The 16532-nt window shown below is 67.9% G+C and carries 25 protein-coding genes; 7 read left to right on the forward strand and 18 right to left on the reverse strand.

What is annotated here, in order from left to right:
• Positions 1–3 precede the first annotated feature (3 nt).
• A complete protein-coding gene (lipA, locus tag AC3EGR_RS12195) occupies positions 4–996 on the forward strand; it encodes a lipoyl synthase (RefSeq protein WP_488546741.1) in 993 nt (330 codons plus the stop codon).
• Entirely contained in the window at positions 993–1820 is an 828-nt protein-coding gene (locus AC3EGR_RS12200) for a DMT family transporter (RefSeq protein WP_488546742.1), read from the forward strand. The genes lipA and AC3EGR_RS12200 overlap by 4 nt, the downstream gene beginning before the upstream one ends.
• On the opposite strand, the gene ptsP is transcribed toward AC3EGR_RS12200, so the two are convergent.
• Genes ptsP through AC3EGR_RS12220 form a run of 4 tightly spaced genes read right to left on the reverse strand, consistent with a single transcriptional unit; the run spans position 1817 to position 5490 of the window.
• Positions 1817–3583 carry a phosphoenolpyruvate--protein phosphotransferase gene (gene ptsP / locus AC3EGR_RS12205; RefSeq protein WP_488546743.1) on the reverse strand — a complete coding sequence of 589 codons (1767 nt, stop codon included), beginning with the start codon at positions 3581–3583 and terminating at the stop codon, positions 1817–1819. The genes AC3EGR_RS12200 and ptsP overlap by 4 nt on opposite strands.
• Positions 3580–3849 carry an HPr family phosphocarrier protein gene (locus tag AC3EGR_RS12210; RefSeq protein ID WP_488546744.1) on the reverse strand — a complete coding sequence of 90 codons (270 nt, stop codon included), beginning with the start codon at positions 3847–3849 and terminating at the stop codon, positions 3580–3582. The genes ptsP and AC3EGR_RS12210 overlap by 4 nt, the downstream gene beginning before the upstream one ends.
• Entirely contained in the window at positions 3818–4273 is a 456-nt protein-coding gene (locus AC3EGR_RS12215; RefSeq protein WP_488546745.1) for a PTS sugar transporter subunit IIA, read from the reverse strand. Before AC3EGR_RS12215 ends, AC3EGR_RS12210 begins: the two co-directional genes overlap by 32 nt.
• Positions 4270–5490, reverse strand: a complete 1221-nt coding sequence (locus AC3EGR_RS12220; RefSeq protein WP_488546746.1) for an MFS transporter — start codon at positions 5488–5490, stop codon at positions 4270–4272. The genes AC3EGR_RS12215 and AC3EGR_RS12220 overlap by 4 nt, the downstream gene beginning before the upstream one ends.
• Positions 5491–5557: 67 nt before the next feature.
• Here AC3EGR_RS12220 and AC3EGR_RS12225 point away from each other — a divergent pair, with 67 nt between their 5' ends.
• The 3 genes from AC3EGR_RS12225 to AC3EGR_RS12235 all read left to right on the forward strand — a co-directional run bounded on the left by AC3EGR_RS12225 (position 5558) and on the right by AC3EGR_RS12235 (position 8128).
• Positions 5558–6793, forward strand: a complete 1236-nt coding sequence (locus tag AC3EGR_RS12225; RefSeq protein WP_488546747.1) for a CaiB/BaiF CoA transferase family protein — start codon at positions 5558–5560, stop codon at positions 6791–6793.
• Positions 6793–7527 carry an alpha/beta fold hydrolase gene (locus tag AC3EGR_RS12230; RefSeq protein WP_488546748.1) on the forward strand — a complete coding sequence of 245 codons (735 nt, stop codon included), beginning with the start codon at positions 6793–6795 and terminating at the stop codon, positions 7525–7527. The genes AC3EGR_RS12225 and AC3EGR_RS12230 overlap by 1 nt, the downstream gene beginning before the upstream one ends.
• 91 nt (positions 7528–7618) lie before the next feature.
• Positions 7619–8128: a TlpA family protein disulfide reductase gene (locus AC3EGR_RS12235; protein ID WP_488546749.1), complete on the forward strand. Its 510-nt coding sequence runs from the start codon at positions 7619–7621 to the stop codon at positions 8126–8128.
• A 56-nt stretch (positions 8129–8184) separates the two neighbouring features.
• On the opposite strand, the gene AC3EGR_RS12240 is transcribed toward AC3EGR_RS12235, so the two are convergent.
• A complete protein-coding gene (locus AC3EGR_RS12240) occupies positions 8185–8640 on the reverse strand; it encodes a c-type cytochrome (RefSeq protein ID WP_488546750.1) in 456 nt (151 codons plus the stop codon).
• Between the two features lie 267 nt (positions 8641–8907).
• On the opposite strand from AC3EGR_RS12240, the gene AC3EGR_RS12245 reads away from it, so the two are divergent.
• Together AC3EGR_RS12245 and AC3EGR_RS12250 are read left to right on the forward strand one after the other, a co-directional pair.
• Positions 8908–9600, forward strand: a complete 693-nt coding sequence (locus tag AC3EGR_RS12245) for a cytochrome b/b6 domain-containing protein (RefSeq protein ID WP_488546751.1) — start codon at positions 8908–8910, stop codon at positions 9598–9600.
• A 111-nt stretch (positions 9601–9711) separates the two neighbouring features.
• Complete coding sequence (locus tag AC3EGR_RS12250) at positions 9712–10188, forward strand: GNAT family N-acetyltransferase (RefSeq protein WP_488546771.1); 477 nt, start codon at positions 9712–9714, stop codon at positions 10186–10188.
• A 90-nt stretch (positions 10189–10278) separates the two neighbouring features.
• Here AC3EGR_RS12250 and AC3EGR_RS12255 read toward each other — a convergent pair whose 3' ends face one another.
• The 13 genes from AC3EGR_RS12255 to AC3EGR_RS12315 all read right to left on the reverse strand — a co-directional run.
• A complete protein-coding gene (locus tag AC3EGR_RS12255; RefSeq protein WP_488546752.1) occupies positions 10279–10785 on the reverse strand; it encodes a redoxin family protein in 507 nt (168 codons plus the stop codon).
• 87 nt (positions 10786–10872) lie between these two features.
• The gene (gene rpsQ, locus AC3EGR_RS12260; RefSeq protein WP_488546753.1) at positions 10873–11142 is read right to left on the reverse strand and encodes a 30S ribosomal protein S17; all 270 of its coding nucleotides are present in this window, start codon (positions 11140–11142) and stop codon (positions 10873–10875) included.
• A 12-nt stretch (positions 11143–11154) separates the two neighbouring features.
• Positions 11155–11358, reverse strand: coding sequence for a 50S ribosomal protein L29 (rpmC, locus tag AC3EGR_RS12265; protein ID WP_488546754.1), 204 nt, complete (start codon positions 11356–11358; stop codon positions 11155–11157).
• Between the two features lie 12 nt (positions 11359–11370).
• Positions 11371–11787 (reverse strand): 50S ribosomal protein L16, encoded by a 417-nt coding sequence (gene rplP / locus AC3EGR_RS12270; RefSeq protein WP_145895491.1) that lies wholly within the window; start codon positions 11785–11787, stop codon positions 11371–11373.
• A 23-nt stretch (positions 11788–11810) separates the two neighbouring features.
• Positions 11811–12725: a 30S ribosomal protein S3 gene (gene rpsC / locus AC3EGR_RS12275; RefSeq protein WP_488546755.1), complete on the reverse strand. Its 915-nt coding sequence runs from the start codon at positions 12723–12725 to the stop codon at positions 11811–11813.
• An 8-nt stretch (positions 12726–12733) separates the two neighbouring features.
• Positions 12734–13066 carry a 50S ribosomal protein L22 gene (rplV, locus tag AC3EGR_RS12280; protein ID WP_488546756.1) on the reverse strand — a complete coding sequence of 111 codons (333 nt, stop codon included), beginning with the start codon at positions 13064–13066 and terminating at the stop codon, positions 12734–12736.
• Between the two features lie 9 nt (positions 13067–13075).
• On the reverse strand, positions 13076–13354 hold the full coding sequence (rpsS, locus tag AC3EGR_RS12285) for a 30S ribosomal protein S19 (RefSeq protein ID WP_488546757.1): 279 nt from the start codon (positions 13352–13354) through the stop codon (positions 13076–13078).
• A gap of 12 nt (positions 13355–13366) precedes the next feature.
• Positions 13367–14191, reverse strand: a complete 825-nt coding sequence (rplB, locus tag AC3EGR_RS12290; RefSeq protein WP_488546758.1) for a 50S ribosomal protein L2 — start codon at positions 14189–14191, stop codon at positions 13367–13369.
• A gap of 2 nt (positions 14192–14193) precedes the next feature.
• The gene (gene rplW / locus AC3EGR_RS12295) at positions 14194–14514 is read right to left on the reverse strand and encodes a 50S ribosomal protein L23 (protein WP_488546759.1); all 321 of its coding nucleotides are present in this window, start codon (positions 14512–14514) and stop codon (positions 14194–14196) included.
• Positions 14511–15131, reverse strand: coding sequence for a 50S ribosomal protein L4 (gene rplD / locus AC3EGR_RS12300; RefSeq protein ID WP_488546760.1), 621 nt, complete (start codon positions 15129–15131; stop codon positions 14511–14513). Before rplD ends, rplW begins: the two co-directional genes overlap by 4 nt.
• Positions 15131–15829 (reverse strand): 50S ribosomal protein L3, encoded by a 699-nt coding sequence (gene rplC, locus AC3EGR_RS12305; RefSeq protein ID WP_488546761.1) that lies wholly within the window; start codon positions 15827–15829, stop codon positions 15131–15133. Before rplC ends, rplD begins: the two co-directional genes overlap by 1 nt.
• A 192-nt stretch (positions 15830–16021) precedes the next feature.
• The gene (gene rpsJ, locus AC3EGR_RS12310) at positions 16022–16333 is read right to left on the reverse strand and encodes a 30S ribosomal protein S10 (protein ID WP_145895499.1); all 312 of its coding nucleotides are present in this window, start codon (positions 16331–16333) and stop codon (positions 16022–16024) included.
• A gap of 5 nt (positions 16334–16338) precedes the next feature.
• On the reverse strand, positions 16339–16532 hold a 194-nt coding region (locus tag AC3EGR_RS12315), incomplete at its 5' end, for an EF-Tu C-terminal domain-related protein (protein ID WP_488546762.1).

The following is a 16532-nucleotide window of genomic DNA, read 5'->3' on the forward strand; positions in this document are numbered from 1 at the left end:
CCCATGAGCTCCAACCCCGTCGTGCGCGAGGCGCAGTCCGTCGAGACCTACCAGGCCACGGCCAAGCAGAAGGCCGCCGCCAAGCTCTCGCGCATCCCGGTGAAGGTGGAGGCCGGCGAGATCCTGAAGAAGCCGGAGTGGATCCGGGTGAAGGCCGGTTCCGCCAGCTCGCGCTTCTACGAGATCAAGCAGATCCTGCGCGAGCACAAGCTGCACACGGTGTGCGAGGAAGCGTCCTGCCCCAACATCGGCGAGTGCTTCGGCAAGGGCACGGCGACCTTCATGATCATGGGCGACAAGTGCACGCGGCGCTGCCCGTTCTGCGATGTCGGCCACGGCCGGCCCGACCCGCTGGACGCCAACGAGCCGGAGAACCTGGCCCGCACCATCGCCGCGCTGAAACTCAAGTACGTGGTGATCACGTCGGTGGACCGCGACGACCTGCGCGACGGCGGTGCCGGCCATTTCGTGGAGTGCATCCGCAAGACGCGCGAGCTGTCGCCGCAGACCACCATCGAGGTGCTGGTGCCGGACTTCCGCGGCCGCGACGACCGCGCGCTGGAAATCCTCAAGGCGGCGCCGCCGGACGTGATGAACCACAACCTGGAAACGATCCCGCGCCTGTACAAGGAAGCGCGGCCGGGCTCCGACTTCCAGTTCAGCCTCAACCTGCTGAAGAAGTTCAAGGCGCTCCACCCCGCCGTGCCGACCAAGAGCGGCCTGATGGTCGGTCTGGGCGAAACGGACGACGAGATCCTGGAAGTCATGCGCCAGATGCGCGCGCACGACATCGACATGCTCACGATCGGCCAGTACCTCGCGCCTTCGACCTCGCACCTGCCGGTGCGCCGCTACGTGCACCCGGACACCTTCAGGATGTTCGAGGAGAAAGCCCGCGACATGGGCTTCACGCACGCGGCGGTGGGCGCGATGGTGCGCAGCTCGTACCACGCGGACCAGCAGGCGCACGCCGCCGGCGTCCCCGTGGGCGCTTGAGGCTCCACCCCAACGCCTACGCCCTGGGCGCGATCGCGCTCTGGGCCTCCCTGGCCTCGCTGGGCGTGGCCCTGAAGCACGTGCCGCCCTTCCTCCTCACCGGCCTCGCGCTCGTGATCGGCAGCATCCCCGCCTGGCCGCTCGCACGGCAATGGCGCGTGCCGCCGCGCACGCTGGCACTGGGCGTCTACGGCCTGTTCGGCTACCACTTCCTCCTGTTCATCGCGCTGCGCCTGGCGCCTGCGGTGGAGGCCAACCTGGTGAACTACCTCTGGCCGCTGTTCATCGTGGTGCTGGCGCCGGTGTTCCTGCGGGACCTGCACCTGAAGCCGGCGCACGTGCTGGCCGCCCTGGCCGGGTTCGCGGGTGCGGCCGTCGCGATCCTGGGTGCGGGGGGCGTCAGCGCCAGCTGGTCCTGGGGCTACCTGCCCGCGCTCGGCGCCGCCTTCATCTGGGCCAGCTACTCGCTGTGGACGCGGCGGGTCGCGACCTTCCCCACGGCGGCGATCGGCCTGTTCGGCCTGGTCTCCGGCCTGCTCTCGCTGGCCTGCCACGCGCTGCTGGAAACCTCGCCGCAGCTGTCCGCCCGCGACTGGCTGCTGGTGGCCGTGATGGGACTGGGGCCGCTGGGCGCCGCCTTCTTCCTCTGGGACAAGGCGCTCAAGGGCGGCGACGCGCGCCACATCGGCATCCTGAGCTACATCACGCCGCTCGTTTCCACGGCGCTGCTGATGCTGGTGACCGGCCGTGCGCCGACGGCGAGCATCGCGGTGTCGGCGGCGCTGATCATCGGCGCCGCCGTGCTGGGAACACGGGCGCGCTAAGCCCCCAGCGCCAGCGCCGGGTCCTCCGCGTCGACGACGCCCCGGGCCCAGGCTTCCAGCCGGCCCGCATCGGCGCGCAACACTTCCTGCTTGACCGCGAGGATCTGCGCCGGGTGCATGGAGAAGCTGCGCAGCCCCAGCCCCAGCAGCAGGCGGGTGAACTGCGTGTCGCCCGCCATCTCGCCGCAGACGCTGACCGGCTTGCCCTGGCGGCGGCACTCGGCGATGGTGTCGGCGACCAGGCGCAGCACGGCGGGGTGGCACGGGTCGTAGAGATGCGCGACCGATTCGTCCGAGCGGTCGATCGCCAGCGTGTACTGGATCAGGTCGTTGGTGCCGATGGACAGGAAGTCGAAGTACTTCAGGAAGGTGCGCAAGGACAGCGCCGCCGCGGGGATCTCGATCATTGCGCCCACCGGCACTTCGCCGTAGGCCATGCCGCGGTTGTCCAGCTCCGCCCGCGCGAAGTCGATCAGCGACAGCGTCTGCCGGATCTCGGTCGCGTGCGCGATCATCGGGATGAGCATGTTCACCCGCCCATGCGCGGCCGCACGCAGGATGGCGCGCAGCTGGGTGCGGAACATCTCGGGCTCCGCCAGGCTCCAGCGGATCGCGCGCAGGCCCAGGGCCGGGTTCAGGTGCGCGGCGTCGCGGTGGCCTTCATCCAGCTGCTTGTCGGCGCCCACGTCCAGGGTGCGGATGGTCACCGGCATGCCCTGCATGCCCTCGATCGCGCGCCGGTAGGCGAAGTACTGTTCTTCCTCGTCGGGCATGTTGCCCTTGCGGCCCATGAACAGGAATTCGCTGCGGAACAGGCCCACGCCGACCGCGCCGGCCTGCAGCGCGCCGTCGGCGTCGTCGGGCAGCTCGATGTTGGCGAGCAGTTCCACCTTCTGGCCGTCCAGCGTGACGGCCGGCGTGTGGCGCAGGCGCGAAAGGCGGCTGCGTTCCAGCTCGGCCTGCCGCTGCTTGAAGCCGTACTCCGCCAGGATGATGGGTGACGGGTCGACGATCATCACGCCGCCATCGCCGTCGATGATGACCCAGTCGTCCTGCCGCACCAGGTTGCTGGCGCCGCGGGCGCCGACGACCGCCGGGATGTCCAGGCTGCGCGCGACGATGGCCGTGTGGGAGGTCTTGCCCCCCACGTCCGTGACGAAGCCGGCGAACACGCTCTGCTTGAACTGCAGCATGTCCGCGGGCGAGAGGTCGTGGGCGACCATCACCAGCGGCACGTCGATGCTGTCGTCGAGCAGCAGGTCCTGCTGGGTCTTGCGCTTGGGCGCCGGCGGCTGCGCGACCGGCGAGCCCATGCCCTTCATGTAGCGCAGGATGCGCTCGGCCACCTGCTCGAGGTCGGCCTTGCGCTCGCGCAGGTACTCGTCCTCCATGTCGTCGAACTGGCGCGACAGCACTTCGAGCTGCGTGATGAGCGCCCATTCGGCGTTGTACAGGCGGTCCGTGATCCAGTGCTTGATGCCGGTGATCAGGTCCTCGTCCTGCAGCAGCATCAGGTGCACGTCCAGCAGCGCGGTGAGTTCGTGCGGCGCTTCCTTCGGCCCCATGGCCACGATGGTCTGCTGCAGCCGGTGGATCTCGTCGATCACCGCGTTGCGGCCGGCGCGGATGCGTTCGATCTCGGCCTCGACCTGCGCCGGCGTGATGAAGTAGTGGACGACGTCGGCCCGGCCCGACCCCATGACGACCGCCCGCCCGATGGCGATGCCACGGGCGACCGCGATGCCATGAACGCTGAAGGTCACTCGCCTTCCCCGAACTTGTCCGCGATCAGCGCCAGCAGCGCGTCCATCGCCTCGGCTTCCCGTTCGCCGTCCGTCTCCAGCGTCACGTCGGTGCCGACGCCGGCGGCGAGCATCATCACGCCCATGATGCTCTTGGCGTTGACGCGGCGTTCGCCGCGGCTGACCCAGACTTCGCAGGGAAAGCTGCCGGCCAGCTTGGTGAGCTTGGCGGAGGCGCGTGCATGCAGGCCCAGCTTATTGCTGATGGTCGTGTTTTTCTTGATCATGGTTCCGTCGGGCCTGGTTCTGCGGCGCGCTGATCGCCACCTGCATCACGCCCTGCGTCCCCCCCACGACCGCGCGCGACACCAGCGTGTCCAGCGGCTCGTGCTTGTACGTCACGGCGCGCAGCAGCATGGGCAGGTTCACGCCGGTGATGAGGCGCGAACTCACGCCGTCGACCAGTTTCTGGGCCACGTTGCTGGGCGTGGCGCCGAAGATGTCCGTCAGCACCAGCACCCCCGTGACCTGCGGCAGGCGGGAGAGCTGGTCCAGGGCGATGCGCGCGGACCCCAGGGTCTCGTCGGGCGAGAGATTGGGCTGCACGTCGATCGCCATCAGCGTGTTGCCGCAATCGGGGAACACGTGCAGCGCGCACTGCCGCAAGGCGTTGGCCAGCGGCGCATGGGCGATCAGCAGGATGGCGTTCATGGGCTTGGAAGCCGATTATGGCTTCTGCTCCACAGGAACCACGCGTAGGACAGGACACTCGTGGCGAGGAAGACACCGAAGGCGCCGCGGAAGGCGTCCGCCTCCGTCCAGCCGGCCCGCCGGAATGCGTCCACGAGCAGGCCGATGCCCCACTGGACCACGAACACCCCGACGAAGATCACCAGGTTGTAGGCCGAGAGCGCCCGGCCGGCCAGCCGGGCCGGGAACACCATGCCGACGGCCGGTTGCGCCAGGGAGACGAAGGTGCTGGTCGTGCAGAACAAGGCCAGCACCGCCGGGCCGGCCGCGGGGCCGAGGGCGATCAGCGCGCCGACGGCCACGAAGCTCAGAGGCAGGCCCCAGGCGATCAGGCGGTCGGTGACGAAGCCGCGCCGCTGCAGCCAGGGGTTCACCATGCCCCAGCACCAGAAGGTGACGAGCATGCACACGTTGATGGTGAACAGGCCCAGCGCCGCGGCATCGGGCGTGTAGCCGGCGACGCGCGCCAGCCAGGGGCCGGCCCACAGCGACTGCACGGCGATCATGCCGCCGTAGCTGAAGAAGCCGATGGGCGCCATCTGCCAGAAATAAGGGTGGCGCCAGACCGGGCCGTAGCTGCCGGGCGGGCCACGCGTCGCGTCCTCGGTCGACCATTCCGGCACCTTCCAGCCGATAAGGGCCATCGACAGCGCCAGCAGCACGGCCAGGCACCAGAACAGCGGCCGCCACCCCACCACCGGCAGCAGCCACTGGACGGGCAGCGTGGAGGCCACCATGCCCAGCGATCCGGTCATGAGCATCCAGGAGTTGGTGCGCAGCTGCACGCCCGGCGTGAACCAGCGGCGGAAGCCGGTGAGCGGCGCCATCAGGCAGGAGGCGACGCCGAGGCCGCACAGCACGCGGGCGGCCAGCAGCCAGCCGAAGTTCGTGGCCAGTGCGAAGGCCGCGCAGCCGGCGACGGCGAGGCCGACGAAGGGAACGTTCACCTTGCGCGGACCATGCCGGTCCAGCCAGGTGCCCAGCGGCAGCTGGATGAGCGCGAAGCCGAGGAAGTAGCCGCCGGCCAGCAGGCCGAGGTCGCCGGCGTCGAGGCCGAACTCCGCCGTGAGCACCGGCGACAGCGTGGCCGTGATCGCGCGCAGCACGGCGGCAAAGAAATAGGCGAACGCGAAAGCGAGGAAAACCACCACCGCCTGGCGGCGATCGAGCAGGGACATCGGGGATCTTTGGATGAAAGGCTGCGTCCTCTGCGGAACGCCGCCGCCATTATCGATAATGCCTCGCATGAACGCTCTGGATGGAATCCGTGTGCTCGACCTGTCGCGCGTGCTGGCGGGGCCCTGGTGCACGCAAACGCTCGCCGACCTGGGGGCCGACGTGATCAAGATCGAGCGGCCGGGCACCGGCGACGACACGCGCACCTGGGGGCCGCCCTTCCTGAAGGACCAGGCAGGCCAGGACACGGCGGAGGCGGCTTACTACCTCGGTACCAACCGCAACAAGCGATCGGTGACCTGCGACATCGCCCAGCCCGAAGGCCAGGCGCTCGTGCGCGAGCTCGCCCGGCACTGCGACGTCTTCGTGGAGAACTTCAAGGTCGGCGACATGGCGCGCTACGGCCTGGACTACGACAGCGTGCGCGCCGTGAACCCGCGCATCGTCTATTGCAGCGTCACCGGCTTCGGCCAGACCGGCCCCTACCGCGAGCGGGCCGGCTACGACTACGCGATCCAGGGCATGGGCGGGCTCATGAGCATCACCGGCGAGCGTGACGACCTGGGCGGCGGCCCCCAGAAGGTGGGGGTGGCCGTGGCGGACCTGTTCACCGGCATGTATGCGACCGTGGGCATCCTCGCCGCGCTGCGCCATGCCGAACGCACGGGCGAAGGCCAGCACCTGGACATGGCGCTGCTCGACGCGCAGACGGCGATGCTCGCCAACCTGGGCGCCAACTACCTCGTGAGCGGCCAGGTGCCGGGCCGCGCCGGCAACGCCCACCAGAACATCGTGCCTTACCAGGTGTTCGAGGTGGCGCCGGCCGACGACGGCAGCAAGGACCACATCATCCTGGCCGTGGGCAACGACGGGCAGTTCGTCAAGTTCTGCCAGGTCGCGGGCCGGCCCGAGCTCGCCAGCGATCCGCGCTTCGCCCGCAACCAGGACCGGGTGCGCAACCGCGCCGTGCTGGTGCCGCTGCTCGAAGGCGTGATGCAGGCGCGGCGCAAGCACGACTGGCTGGCGGCGCTCGAAGCGGCCAAGGTGCCGTGCGGGGCGATCAACAACCTGGCGGAAGTGTTCGCCGACCCCCACGTGCAGTCGCGGGGCATGGTGCACCAGTGGGACCATCCGCTCTCGGGCAAGCTGAACCTGGTGGCGAGTCCGCTCAAGCTGGGGGCGACGCCGGTGCGCACGGACCTGCCGCCGCCGCTGCTCGGGCAGCACACCACGCAGGTGCTGGGCGACTTGCTCGGCTGGGATGAAGCGCGCATCGCCGCGCTGCGCGCACGGGGGGTGATCTGATGGCGAACTTCGTTCTCGTGCACGGTGCCTGGCATGGCGGCTGGTGCTGGCGCCGCGTGGTCGACGGCCTGCAGGCGCAGGGTCACCGCGCCTTCGCGGTCACGCTCACGGGCGTGGGCGAGCGGGCGCACCTGCTGTCCTCGCTCGTCACGCTGGAGACGCACATCGCCGACGTCGCCAACGCCATCGAGGCGGAGGAACTGCAGGACGTGGTGCTGGCCGTGCACTCCTATGCGGGGATGATCGGCACGGCCATCGCGGACCGCATGACGCAGCGCCTGAAGCACCTGGTCTACGTGGACGCGGTGGTGCCCAAGCCCGGCGAGAGCTGGAGCAGCACGCACGCAGGCGCGACGCGCGAAGCCCGGCTCGCCGCCGCGAACGCCTCGCCCGATTTCAGCTTCCCGGCGCCGGACCCGGCCGTCTTCGGCCTCGCGGCGCAGGACCACGCCTGGGTGCAGCGGCGGCAGACGCCGCACCCCGGGCACACCTACCAGGCACCGCTTGCCTTCGACCCGCGGCGGGTGGCGAGCGTGCCGCGCACCTTCGTCGATTGCGTCCAACCCAGGCTGGGCACCATCGATTCGATCCGGCCCCGGGTGCGGGACCGCAATTTCTGGGACGGCGCCTGGGTGGGCGGCGGCGGCTGCCGCATCGTGGAACTGCAGACCGGCCACGACCCCATGGTGAGCGCGCCCGGCGACCTCACCCGCGTGCTCGTGGAGTGCGCGTGACCCAGGGCGCGGCGCGGGTTGCCCGGAGCCTGCCCCGGACTTGATCCGGCGTCAGGCAGAAACCGGCGGCTTGCGCGACAATCTGCCCACCATGGCCGTCCCCTCCCAACCCTCCTCCAGCCGCCGGGCGCTCCTGGCGGCCGTGCTCGCGGGCACCGCGCTGCTTGCGGCCTGCGCTCAGAGTGCGGCACCGGACACGACCTTCGTGCTGCTGGACGGGTCGAAGAAGACCACGGCGGACCTCAAGGGCAAGGTCACGCTGGTGAATTTCTGGGCGACCAGTTGCGTGACCTGCGTGGCGGAGATGCCCAAGATGGTCTCCACCTTCGACAAGTACCACCCCAGGGGCTACGAGCACATGGCCGTGGCCATGAGCTACGACCCTCCGAGCTACGTCGTGAACTACGCGCAGACGCGCAAGCTGCCCTTCAACGTGGCGATCGACAACACGGGGGCCGTGGCCAAGGCCTGGGGCGAGGTGCAGCTCACGCCCACGTCCTACCTGGTGAACAAGAAGGGCGAGATCGTGAAGCGCTACGTCGGCGAGCCGAACTTCGCCGAGTTGCACCAGCTGATCGAAAAGCTGCTGGCGGAGAGCTGATCCCGCGGCACGAGGAAAAAGCCCCGCGTCGCGGGGCTTTTTTTTCGTCGGTCCGCTCACTGCTCCTTGCGGAAGTCGTCGTGGCAGGCCTTGCAGGTCTGCGCCGCCGGGTTGAATGCGGCCTTCATGGTGTCGAGGTTCCCGGACTTGGCCGCCACCGACAGCTTGCCCACCGCGTCCTCCATCTTTTCGTAGTTGCTCTTGAACTTGGCGTTCTCGGTCCAGATTTCCGGCTTGGCGCGGGTCTCCCCCTTGTCCGTGCCGGGGATGAAACCGGCAGCGGGCAGGTGCGAGACCAGGGCGATGACGTCGGCACTGCGCGCGGCGGCCTGTGCGTCGAACGGGGCCTTGCCGTTGGCCATCGCGCCCAGCACGCCGAAATGCGTCGCCATGACGGTCATCGCGCTGCGCCGGTACTTGATCGCGTCTTCGGGCTTCTGGAAGGTCTGGGCGGACGCGCCGACGGCCACGATGAGGGCGGCGGACGCGGCAAAGGTCGCGGGGAGTCTCATGGGTTCTTCTCCGTGGTTGAGCAAGCTTCGAAACCCCTGCGGGAGGCAGGGTGCTCCGAAAAGGATGAACGCTGCGCGCCGCCCTGCCATTCCGTCGGATCCGTCACCGGATGAAAAAAAAGGCCCGGGGTGCGAGGCTGGTGACGCGTCGTTCTCCGTGGTTAAAGTGGCGCCTGCCGACGGGGTGCGGCGCCGCCCCGGATCTCCCCATCCTGCGTGTCCGGGCCGTGCGCCGCGTCGACCGGGACCAACAAGAACGAGGTGAACATGCCTTTCCGCGTCCGCGTCTGGGACCTGCCCACGCGCCTTTTCCACTGGCTGCTGGTCGCCTGCGTGGTGCTCCTGGTCATCACCGGCTACATCGGCGGCGGCGTGATGGAGTGGCACGCGCGCCTCGGCTACGCGGTGCTCACGCTGCTGCTGTTTCGCATCGTCTGGGGTTTCGTCGGGGGCCGCTGGTCGCGCTTTCGCAGCTTCCTCTTTGCGCCTTCCACCGTGCTGGCCTACCTGGGCGGCCGCGCGCATCCGGACTACCTGGTGGGCCACAACCCGCTGGGCGCGGGATCGGTGTTCGCGATGCTGGTGGTGCTGCTGGCGCAGGTCGCCACCGGGCTGGTCGGCGACGACGAGATCGCCTTCACCGGCCCGCTGAACCGCTTCGTCAAGAACAGCACCGCGCTGGCGGCCACCTGGTACCACAAGGCCGTGGGCCAGTGGCTGATCGTCGCTCTGGTGCTGCTGCACGTCGGGGCCGTCCTGTACTACCTGAAGAAGAAGCGCCAGAACCTGGTGCACGCCATGGTCGTGGGCGACAAGGTGCTGGGCGCACCGGCGCCGGCGTCGCGCGACGACGCGGCCTCGCGCGTGGTGGCGCTCGTCGTCCTGGCGGTGTGTGCCGCCCTGGTGGGCTGGATGGTGAGCCTCGGCGGCGGTGCGGGCAGCTCGGCGGGATTCAATTAGCTCAGCCGTACCAGCGCGCTAAGATCCGTCGTCCATGGACTCGCATCCCGGACCTTGGACACTGCCCCACTGCCCTTGATCGAACTGAGCTCCCCGGCGGGCGCACGCGACATGGACGACGTGCGCGCGATCTTCCGGGAATACGCCGACGGCCTCGGCGTCGACCTCGGCTTCCAGAACTTCGAACAGGAACTCGCCTCGCTGCCGGGCGACTACGCCGCGCCTGCCGGCGCCCTGTTCCTGGCCCGGGTCGACGGTGAGCTGGCCGGCTGCTGCGCGCTGCGGCCGCTGGCCGACGCCGACTATCCCAACGCCTGCGAGATGAAGCGCCTGTACGTGCGCAAGGCCTTCCGCGGCTTCGGGCTGGGCCGCCGGCTGGCCGAGGCGGCGCTGGATGCGGCGCGCAGCGCCGGCTACGACTGCGTGCTGCTGGACACGCTGGACGACATGGAAGCCGCGCGGGCCCTCTACGAGGACCTGGGCTTCGAGAACATCCCGCCCTACTACCACAACCCCGTCGCGGGGGCGCACTACCTGAAGGCGGACCTGTGGCACACCGGGCCGGCGCCCTTGAGCAGCCGGCTCTGATCCGCCAAGCTCGCGCAGGCGGGCACGCAGAAGACGCGCGGCGCGCGTCCTTCGGAAGCCTTGGGTTCGTCGCCTGCGCCGGAAGGACGACTAGGCCTTGGCTTGCGCCAGCAGCGTCTGCGCGTCACTGACCTCGAACTTGCCCGGCGCCTCGACGTTGAGGCTCGCGACCTTGCCGTCCTTGACCAGCATCGAATAGCGGTTGCTGCGCACGCCCATGCCGCGGGCCGTGAGGTCCAGCGTCAGGCCCGTGGCCCTGGCGAATTCGCCGCTGCCGTCGGCCAGCATGCGCACCTTGCCGCCGGACTTCTGCTCGCGCGCCCAGGCGCCCATCACGAAGGCGTCGTTGACGCTCACGCACCAGATCTCGTCGACGCCGCTGGACTTGAGCTCGGCGTACTTCTCGACGTAGCCGGGCACGTGCTTGGCGGAGCAGGTCGGCGTGAACGCGCCGGGCAGCGCGAACAGGGCGATGGTCTTGCCCTTGGCGGCTTCGCGCACCTTCACCGGATTGGGGCCGATGGAACAGCCGTTGCCTTCGACTTCGGAATACTCCTGCAGGGTCACGTCAGGAAGTTGGTCGCCGACCTTGATCATCTTCATCTCCTCGTTGGGGGCTGGCACAAAAGAAAAACGGCCCACGATTGTGGGCCGTTTCCGTTTCGCCTGCCAGGCAGCGAGGGTTTAGACCTCGGCGGCCTTTTCGACCAGACGGGTCGCAACCCAGTTCTTGGTCTTGGAGATCGGCTTGCTCTCCTGGATTTCCACCACGTCGCCCGTGTGGAACTCGCCCTTCTCGTCGTGCGCGTGGTACTTGCTCGACTTGATCACGATCTTTCCATACAGCTCGTGCTTCACACGGCGCTCCACCAGCACGGTCACGGTCTTGGCGCGCTTGTCGCTGACGACCTTGCCGATCAGGGTGCGCTTGAGGGAGGTCTTGGCTTCCGTCATGTTCACTCCTGATTACTTGGCGGTTTCCGCACGCTTCTGCACCAGGATGGTCTTGGCGCGAGCGATGTCACGGCGCGTGGAACGCAGCGTGGCGGTGTTGTTGAGTTGTTGCGTGGCCTTCTGCATGCGCAGGCCGAAATGGGCCTTCTGCAGGCTCTTGACTTCGGCTTCCACGCCGGCGGCGTCCTTGGAACGGAGGTCCTTGGCTTTCGTCATGTTCCCTGCTCCTTACTGGCCGATCATGCGGCTGACGAACGTGGTGCGCAGCGGCAGCTTCGCAGCGGCCAGCTTGAACGCCTCACGCGCGAGTTCCTCGGGCACGCCGACGATCTCGAACACGACCTTGCCCGGCTGGATCTCGGCCACGTAGTACTCCGGGTTGCCCTTGCCGTTGCCCATGCGGACTTCGGCAGGCTTCTGGGAGATCGGCTTGTCCGGAAACACGCGGATCCAGATGCGGCCGCCACGCTTGACGTGACGGGAGATCGCGCGACGCGCGGCCTCGATCTGGCGGGCCGTCAGACGGCCACGGTCGGTGCACTTGAGGCCAAAGTCGCCGAACGCGACGGAGTTGCCGGTGGTGGCAACGCCGGTGTTGCGGCCTTTTTGCTCTTTGCGGTATTTGCGGCGAGCGGGTTGCAGCATGTGTTCTCTCCTTTACCGTCGGCTCAGCTCTTGCTGGCCGGCGCGGGACGGGCCACGCGCTTAACGGTAGATTTCGGGGCTTCCGCCCCTGCGGTTGCTTCAGCGGGCTTGTCACTGCCTTCGGCGGGGGCGACGTTGGTCGCACCGGCGTCGCGGCGGGGGCCACGGCCACCGCCACCACCACCGCCAGGACCACGGCGATCGCCGCCGGGGCCGCCACGGCGGTCGCCGTCGCGGCGCGGGCCGCGCGGGCCACGGCGCTCTTCACCTTCGGGACGCGGCGTGCTGTCCAGGGACGGCACGTCGTTGCGGCCCAGGGTGTCACCCTTGTAGACCCACACCTTGACGCCGATGACGCCGTAGGTGGTCTTGGCTTCGGAGAAGCCGTAGTCGATGTCGGCGCGCAGCGTGTGCAGCGGCACGCGGCCTTCGCGGTACCACTCGGTGCGCGCGATCTCGATGCCGTTGAGGCGGCCGGCGGACATGATCTTGATGCCCTGGGCGCCCAGGCGCATCGCGTTCTGCATGGCGCGCTTCATCGCGCGGCGGAACATGATGCGCTTCTCGAGCTGCTGGGTGATCGAGTCGGCGATCAGCTGGGCATCGACTTCGGGCTTGCGCACTTCCTCGATGTTCACGGCCACCGGCACGCCCAGGCGGGAGGCCAGTTCCTTCTTCAGCGCTTCGATGTCCTCGCCCTTCTTGCCGATCACCACGCCCGGACGGGCGGAGAAAATCGTGATGCGGGCGTTCTTGGCCGGACGCTCGATGAGGACGCGCGAGACCGCCGCGTTCTTCAGCTTGGTCTTGAGGTACTCGCGAACCTTGATGTCCTCGGCGAGCATGTCGCTGAAGTCACGGTTGTTCGCGTACCAGCGGGAGTTCCAGTTGCGGGTGACGGCCAGGCGGAAGCCGGTCGGATGGATCTTCTGTCCCATGTTCTTCCTCAGTTCCCGACGGTCACGTACACGTGGCACGTACCCTTGCTGATGCGGTTGCCGCGGCCCTTGGCGCGCGCGGTGAAGCGCTTCAGCACGGTGCCCTGTTCCACGTAGATCGTCTTGACCTTCAGCTCGTCGATGTCGGCACCGTCGTTGTGCTCGGCGTTCGCGATCGCGGACTCGAGCACCTTCTTGACGATGACGGCACCCTTCTTCTGGGTGAAGTTCAGGATGTTCAGCGCCTGGTCCACCTTCTTGCCGCGGATCAGGTCGGCCACGAGGCGGCCCTTGTCCACGGACAGGCGCACGCCGCGGAGAATTGCTTTGGTTTCAGCCATTTCTCAGCCTCACTTCTTCACGACTTTTTTGTCGGCGGGGTGACCCTTGAAGGTGCGCGTCAGGGCGAATTCGCCCAGCTTGTGGCCCACCATCTGGTCGGTGATGTAGACCGGCACGTGCTGCTTGCCGTTGTGCACGGCGATGGTCAGGCCGATGAAATCGGGCAGGATCATCGAGCGTCGCGACCAGGTCCTGATCGGCTTCTTGTCCTTGGTGGTCACGGCCTTGTCGACCTTCGCCACCAGGTGGTGGTCCACGAACGGACCCTTCTTGAGAGAACGCGTCATGTTGCGGACCCCTTACTTCTTGCGACGCGAGACGATGAAGGTCTGCGTGCGCTTGTTGTTGCGGGTGCGGTAACCCTTGGTCAGGTTGCCCCACGGATCGACAGGATGGCGGCCTTCGCCGGTCTTGCCCTCGCCGCCACCGTGCGGGTGGTCGATCGGGTTCATGACGACGCCGCGAACGGTCGGGCGGATGCCCATGTGGCGCTTCACACCGGCCTTGCCGAGCTGGCGCAGGCTGTGTTCCTCGTTGGCGACTTCGCCGATGGTGGCGCGGCACTCGATGTGGATCTTGCGGACCTCACCGGAGCGCATGCGGACCTGGGCGTAGGTGCCTTCGCGGGCCAGCAGCGTGGCCGACGTACCGGCCGAACGCGCGATCTGCGCGCCCTTGCCCGGCTGGATCTCGATGCAGTGGATGGTCGAGCCCACCGGGATGTTGCGGATCGGCAGCGTGTTGCCGGCGCGGATCGGCGCCTCGGCGCCGGAGACCAGCGTCGAGCCGACCTCCAGGCCGCGCGGGGCGATCACGTAGCGGCGCTCGCCGTCGGCGTACACCACCAGGGCGATGTGGGCCGAGCGGTTCGGGTCGTACTCGATGCGCTCCACCTTCGCCGGGATCCCGTCCTTGTTGCGGACGAAATCGACCACGCGGTAGTGGTGCTTGTGGCCACCGCCCTTGTGGCGGGTGGTGATGTGGCCGTTGTTGTTGCGGCCGGCCTTCTGGATCTGCGGCTCCAGCAGCGGAGCGTACGGAGCGCCCTTGTGCAGGTGGTCGCGCGAGATCTTCACCATGCCACGGTGGCCGGGCGAAGTCGGTTTGAGCTTGATGACTGCCATGATTAAGCGGACTCCCCGGAGAAGTTCAGCTCCTGGCCGGGTTGCAACGTCACATACGCCTTGCGGATGTTGTCGCGGCGGCCCACGGAACGGCCAAATTTCTTGGTCTTGCCCTTGATGTTGGCGACGGAGACGCCCTTGACCTGCACGTTGAACATCAGTTCAACCGCGGCCTTGATCTCGGGCTTGGTCGCGTCCTGCAGGACCTTGAAGGTGACCGCATTGGTCTTGTCGGCCACCATGGTCGCCTTCTCGGAGACGATGGGAGCGACCAGGACCTGCATCAGGCGGCCTTCGTCGTATTTCTTGGAGGCGGTGCTCATGCGAACATCTCCTTCAGCTTCTCGATCGCGCCCTTGGTGACGAGCACTTTCTTGTAGTGCACCAGGCTCACCGGGTCGGCATAACGCGGCTCGACGACGAGCACGTTCTGCAGGTTGCGGGAAGCGAGGTACAGGTTTTCGTCCACTTCGTCGGCGATCACCAGCACCGACTCCAGGTTCATGGCCTTGAACCTGGCGGCCAGCTGCTTCGTCTTGGGGCTGTCGACCTTGAGCGAGTCGACGACCGCCAGGCGGCCGTCGCGGGCCAGCTGGGAGAAGATGGAGGCCATGCCGGCGCGGTACATCTTCTTGTTGATCTTCTGGGAGAAGTTCTCGTCCGGGCTGTTCGGGAAGATCCGGCCGCCGCCACGCCACAGCGGGGAGGAGGTCATGCCGGCGCGGGCGCGGCCCGTGCCCTTCTGGCGGAACGGCTTCTTGGTCGAGTGCTTGACCTGCTCGCGGTCCTTCTGGGCGCGGGTGCCCTGGCGGGCGTTCGCCTGGAAGGCCACCACGATCTGGTGGATCAGCGCTTCGTTGTATTCACGGCCGAACACGGTCTCGGGGGCGTCGATCTTCGACGCGGCCTGGCCCTGCTCGTTCAGGAGTTCGAGTTGCATTACTTCTTCCCCTTCTCGGCCTTGGCTTGCGCCTGGACCGGCTTCGGCTGGCCCTTGGCCGCGAGGCGGACGGTCACGAAACCGTTCTTGGCACCGGGGACGGCGCCGCGGACCATCAGCAGGCCGCGGGATTCGTCGACACGGATCACGTCCAGGTTCTGCACGGTGGTGGTCACGTCGCCCAGGTGGCCCGACATCTTCTTGCCGGGGAACACGCGGCCGGGATCCTGCGCCATGGAGATCGAGCCCGGCACGTTGTGCGAACGGCTGTTGCCGTGCGACGCGCGCTGCGACTTGAAGTTGTGGCGGCGGATGGTGCCCGTGAAGCCCTTGCCGATCGAGGTGCCCTGCACGTCGACCAGCTGGCCGGCGGCGAAGATGTCCTGCACCGGCACGGTCTTGCCCGCGGCGTACTTGCCGGCGGTGTCGGCGTCGACGCGGAATTCACGGATGATTTCACCGGACTCGACACCCGCCTTGGCGAGGTGGCCGGCGAGCGGCTTGGTCACGCGGGAGGCCCGGCGCTGACCGTACGTGACCTGCAGGGCCACGTAGCCGTCGTTGTCCTGGTTCTTGACCTGGGTCACGCGGTTGTTGGACACGTCCAGCACCGTGACGGGGACAGCGTCCCCCTCATCGGTGAACAGGCGCATCATGCCCACCTTGCGGCCCAGCAACCCGAGGCTGCTCAGACTCATGTTGTTACTCCGTTGCTCTCGCCGCGCTTGCTGCAATTGGCCCGCGCGTTTGGATACGAGAGAGGGTTGATGAAAGCTTCGCGCGCCCGAAAGCGGCGAAGCCCGAAATTGTAGCAGTCTTCCTACAAGGCTGCCAGACAAGGAAAAGGCCGCCCCGAGAGGCGGCCCTTTCCAGGATCACTACCGCAGTGCTTACTGCAGCTTGATCTCCACGTCCACGCCCGCGGGCAGGTCCAGCTTCATCAGGGCGTCGACCGTCTTGTCGGTCGGGTCGACGATGTCCATCAGGCGCTGGTGGGTGCGGATCTCGAACTGGTCGCGGCTCGACTTGTTCACGTGCGGCGACCGCAGGATGTCGAAGCGCTTCATGCGCGTCGGCAGGGGCACGGGGCCCTTGACGATGGCGCCGGTGCGCTTGGCGGTGTCGACGATCTCGGCGGCGGACTGGTCGATCAGCTTGTAATCGAAGGCCTTGAGGCGGATGCGGATCTTCTGCTGTGCCATGACCATCACTCCATGATCTTGGCGACGACGCCGGCGCCCACGGTCTTGCCGCCTTCGCGGATGGCGAAGCGCAGACCTTCTTCCATGGCGATCGGGGCGATCAGCTTGACGGTGATCGTCACGTTGTCGCCGGGCATGACCATTTCCTTGTCCTTGGGCAGCTCGATCGCGCCGGTCACGTCCGTCGTGCGGAAGTAGA

The sequence above is a fragment of the Ramlibacter sp. G4-7 genome, from assembly GCF_057784995.1.

Excerpts from the sequence above, each read along its gene's own strand:
- rplD (WP_488546760.1), bottom strand. The coding sequence starts at position 15,131 with ATGCAACTCGAACTCCTGAACGAGCAGGGCCAGGCCGCGTCGAAGATC.
- rpmC (WP_488546754.1), bottom strand. The coding sequence starts at position 11,358 with ATGACGAAAGCCAAGGACCTCCGTTCCAAGGACGCCGCCGGCGTGGAA.
- AC3EGR_RS12245 (WP_488546751.1), top strand. The coding sequence starts at position 8,908 with ATGCCTTTCCGCGTCCGCGTCTGGGACCTGCCCACGCGCCTTTTCCAC.
- rplV (WP_488546756.1), bottom strand. The coding sequence starts at position 13,066 with ATGGCTGAAACCAAAGCAATTCTCCGCGGCGTGCGCCTGTCCGTGGAC.
- AC3EGR_RS12220 (WP_488546746.1), bottom strand. The coding sequence starts at position 5,490 with ATGTCCCTGCTCGATCGCCGCCAGGCGGTGGTGGTTTTCCTCGCTTTC.
- lipA (WP_488546741.1), top strand. The coding sequence starts at position 4 with ATGAGCTCCAACCCCGTCGTGCGCGAGGCGCAGTCCGTCGAGACCTAC.
- AC3EGR_RS12250 (WP_488546771.1), top strand. The coding sequence starts at position 9,712 with ATGGACGACGTGCGCGCGATCTTCCGGGAATACGCCGACGGCCTCGGC.
- AC3EGR_RS12255 (WP_488546752.1), bottom strand. The coding sequence starts at position 10,785 with ATGATCAAGGTCGGCGACCAACTTCCTGACGTGACCCTGCAGGAGTAT.
- AC3EGR_RS12215 (WP_488546745.1), bottom strand. The coding sequence starts at position 4,273 with ATGAACGCCATCCTGCTGATCGCCCATGCGCCGCTGGCCAACGCCTTG.
- rpsJ (WP_145895499.1), bottom strand. The coding sequence starts at position 16,333 with ATGGCACAGCAGAAGATCCGCATCCGCCTCAAGGCCTTCGATTACAAG.
- rpsC (WP_488546755.1), bottom strand. The coding sequence starts at position 12,725 with ATGGGACAGAAGATCCATCCGACCGGCTTCCGCCTGGCCGTCACCCGC.
- rplC (WP_488546761.1), bottom strand. The coding sequence starts at position 15,829 with ATGAGTCTGAGCAGCCTCGGGTTGCTGGGCCGCAAGGTGGGCATGATG.
- rpsS (WP_488546757.1), bottom strand. The coding sequence starts at position 13,354 with ATGACGCGTTCTCTCAAGAAGGGTCCGTTCGTGGACCACCACCTGGTG.
- AC3EGR_RS12225 (WP_488546747.1), top strand. The coding sequence starts at position 5,558 with ATGAACGCTCTGGATGGAATCCGTGTGCTCGACCTGTCGCGCGTGCTG.
- AC3EGR_RS12230 (WP_488546748.1), top strand. The coding sequence starts at position 6,793 with ATGGCGAACTTCGTTCTCGTGCACGGTGCCTGGCATGGCGGCTGGTGC.
- rplB (WP_488546758.1), bottom strand. The coding sequence starts at position 14,191 with ATGGCAGTCATCAAGCTCAAACCGACTTCGCCCGGCCACCGTGGCATG.
- rplW (WP_488546759.1), bottom strand. The coding sequence starts at position 14,514 with ATGAGCACCGCCTCCAAGAAATACGACGAAGGCCGCCTGATGCAGGTC.
- rplP (WP_145895491.1), bottom strand. The coding sequence starts at position 11,787 with ATGCTGCAACCCGCTCGCCGCAAATACCGCAAAGAGCAAAAAGGCCGC.
- AC3EGR_RS12235 (WP_488546749.1), top strand. The coding sequence starts at position 7,619 with ATGGCCGTCCCCTCCCAACCCTCCTCCAGCCGCCGGGCGCTCCTGGCG.
- AC3EGR_RS12240 (WP_488546750.1), bottom strand. The coding sequence starts at position 8,640 with ATGAGACTCCCCGCGACCTTTGCCGCGTCCGCCGCCCTCATCGTGGCC.
- rpsQ (WP_488546753.1), bottom strand. The coding sequence starts at position 11,142 with ATGACGGAAGCCAAGACCTCCCTCAAGCGCACCCTGATCGGCAAGGTC.
- AC3EGR_RS12210 (WP_488546744.1), bottom strand. The coding sequence starts at position 3,849 with ATGATCAAGAAAAACACGACCATCAGCAATAAGCTGGGCCTGCATGCA.